Raw genomic sequence first — 3,168 nt, 5'->3', positions numbered from 1 at the left:
GTCAGCTGCTCGCGCCCGGTCAGGGCCGGGTGGAACGAGACCGCCTCGGGCAGATAGGCCGTATCGCGACGCGCCTGCGCGCTGCCGGGGGCGGCGGTGCCGATGCGGATCGTGCCGGCCTGGATGGGCGTCAGGCCCAGGATCGACTTGATCAGGGTGGATTTTCCGGCGCCGTTGTGGCCCAGCAGCGCCACGCGCTGTCCGGGCTCGAGCGTCAGGGAGATATCGCTCAGAACGCGGGTCTTGCCGCGATCCTTGCAGACCGTTTCGATGGTCAGGGCCTTATCCGTCATGAGGCACCTTTTTCATGGCTGGGGGTTGAGGGGCTTGCATCAAGGGGTGGCTGTCGATCACGCCGCCCGGCAGCAGCGCCGGAAAGGCCGATTGCGACCAGCGCACCAGCTGCACGGCGGGCGAGCCGAGCAGCAGCTTGGCTGCGGGTTGGGTCCACAGCACATGGTCCATGCTATCGTTGGGGCGATAGGGGGCGTCGGCGATGCCGTCGCCGTTCACGTCATAGGCGGCAAAATCGGACCAGTAGTTGCCGCGGCCGTCTTCCGACCACTCGACCCATTTGGTCGAGACGTATTTCACCTGTGTCCGGTTGCCGACAAAGGCGTTGCCGACGATCCGGTTGCGTTCGCTGCCGGCGGTGAAGTGGATCCCGATGCCGCAGCCTTCGAACCAGTTGTCGGTGAATTCGTTCTTGTTGGAATTGTACAGAAAGGTGCACTTCTCCTTGGCGCCTTTCACCACGTTGCCCGAGATCACGCTGTCATTGGCATAGTTCAACATGACCCCGTGTTCGCGGTCGCCGACCGAGACATTGTTGATCACCTGCACATTCGAGGTAAACATCACCGCATAGCCCAGATCGTTGCCGATCGAGACATTGTCGCTGACGACGGAATCGTCGGCATACATGTAGTGCACGGCAAAGCGCAGGTCGCGGAAACTGTTGCCGGTGAAGGTGTTCTTCTTCGACGAGTTCACGAAGATCCCGTCGCGGCCAAAGCGAATGTCATTGGCTTCGACCACCGCGCCGGGCGCGTTCCAGACATAGACCCCGTTGCCGCGGTCGTTCATCCGGCGGTCCTGCCGGCCCTCGATCCGGTTGCCGCGCACGATGCTGTCATCGGCGCCGTGGATGTCGATGCCGTAGAGATTGCCCAGCAGCACGTTGTTTTCCACCACGGCGGCGCGGGCCGTCTTGGTCAGCTGGATGCCGCTGTCGATCTCACCATGGTCCGATCCCGACCCGATCACGGTCAGGCCGCGCAGAGTGACGCCGGGCCCGGTCACGGTGATGACGCTACCGGTGCCCTGACCGTCGATGGTGGCCTGGCCCTGTCCGTCGATGGTGACGGGCCGGTCCAGAACCAGGCGTTCGGCATAGACGCCGGGGCTCAGGCGGAGGGTGTCTCCATCCGCCGCCTGCGCCAGTGTCTCGGTGATGGCCCCCGCCCGGTTGGGCACGTCCCAGTCCGCCGCCCAAAGCGGCGAGCCGAGCAGAAGCGGGATGAGCAGGGGCCAGCGCATGGGTCAGGCTCCCTGCGGTTCGACCAGCATCCGGCCGCGCATTTCCATGTGCAGCGCGTGGCAGAACCACTGGCAATAGAACCAGTGCACGCCCGGACGGTCGGCGGTGAAGGTGATCGAGGCGGTGGCCTGCGGCGCGACCTCGAAGGCGATGCCGTAGTTGCCCAGGCAGAAGCCGTGGGTCACATCGTCCACGTCATCCAGGTTGGTGACGTAGATCGTGACCTCGTCGCCCTGTTTGACGGTGAACTTCTCGAGGCTGAAGGTCGGGGCCTGCGAGACCATGTAGACCCGCACCTTGTTGCCGTCGCGGATGGGCTCTTCGGCGCCTTCCTCCAGATCGACGCCATCGGCCTCGGCCTGTTTGCGCGCATCTTCCCAGGTCGGGTCGTTGCGGTCCCAGACGTTGACCGGGTTCACGATGTCGCGCCGCACGATGATCGAGTCATGCGGCTCGGCGAAGGTCGGGCCGTCATGAACAACCTTCATCTCGTCGGTCGAGATGTCGATCACCTGCTCGTTCTCGGGCTTGAGCGGACCGGTGTTCAGGAACCGGTCTTTCGAGAACTTGTTCATCGATATCAGCCACTTGCCGTCCGCGTCTTTGGTTTCACCCATCGAGGTCGAGTTGTGGCCTGGCTGATAGTGCACATCGACCTTCGAGATGATCGGGTCCACGTCCTCGCCATTGTAGGCGCGGATGGCTTTGTCAATGTTCCATTTGACGATCTGGCTGTCCAGGAACAGCGTGGTGAAGGCGTTGCCCTGACCGTCATAGGCGGTGTGGAGCGGGCCAAGGCCCAGCTGCGGCTCGCCCACGATGCACGACCGCGGATCGGCGTCGCTTTCGAACAGCGCGTCCAGCTTGGTCACGTCCATGATCGACACGGTCGGCGACAGCTTGCCGTTGATGCAGACGTGTTTGCCGTCGGGCGCGGTGTTGATGCCGTGCGGCGAGTTCGGGATCGGGATGTAGCGGGTGTATTTCTTGTTCGACCCCTTGCGCCCGTCCAGAACCTTGACGCCCTTGATCTCCTGATAGTCGCCCGCGGCGATGCCGGCCTCGATTTCCTTGAGGTTGAAGACGACCACGTGGTCCATCTCGCTCTCGGTCATCTCGGCCAGGTTCATGCCCATTTCCGAGTTGTACGAGGTCGAGAAGGCGTATTTGCCCTGATAGTCGCAATCGGTGTTGTCGAGGTTGCCCGACACCATCACCTGCCAGGCGATCTCCATCGTGTCACCGTCGATGGCGGTGAAGATGTTGACGTATTGCGACGGATCGTCCAGCACGCTGCCGTCGTTGATCAGCGGGGTTTCGTCCTCGCCATTGGCAAAGACATAGCCGGTGCGCGGGAATTTCTGCGGGCGCAGACCGTGGATCGCCTTGGCGTTGGGGATCTCGATGATCTTGTCGCATTTCATCACGTCGCAGCGCACGCGGGCCACGCGGGTGTTGGCCTTGTCGTTCATGAACAGATAGCGGCCGTCATAGGTGCCGTCGGTGAACGACATGTGCGGGTGGTGCAGGTCGCCGTTGTCATAGGTTTTCATGCCGCGCTTGGCCAGGAACTCCTTGGTTTCCGGCAGCAGGCCCTCGGTCAGGATCTTCAGCGACTCGTTGGTCTG

At 62.8% G+C, this 3,168-nt stretch carries 3 protein-coding genes; all 3 read right to left on the bottom strand.

From position 1 onward, the window contains the following. The coding region (locus AC2FM5_RS19465; protein ID WP_496737622.1) for an ATP-binding cassette domain-containing protein at window positions 1-293 on the bottom strand (293 nt) is incomplete at its 3' end. After that, window positions 283-1,539, bottom strand: coding sequence for a nitrous oxide reductase family maturation protein NosD (locus tag AC2FM5_RS19460; protein WP_496737620.1), 1,257 nt, complete (start codon window positions 1,537-1,539; stop codon window positions 283-285). The genes AC2FM5_RS19465 and AC2FM5_RS19460, both read right to left, overlap by 11 nt. 3 nt (window positions 1,540-1,542) lie before the next feature. Then, on the bottom strand, window positions 1,543-3,168 hold a 1,626-nt coding region (gene nosZ / locus AC2FM5_RS19455), incomplete at its 5' end, for a TAT-dependent nitrous-oxide reductase (RefSeq protein WP_496737619.1).

It is taken from the genome of Ruegeria sp. BHSA162 (genome assembly GCF_059613385.1).
This window is presented reverse-complemented; position numbering and strand designations above follow the sequence as displayed.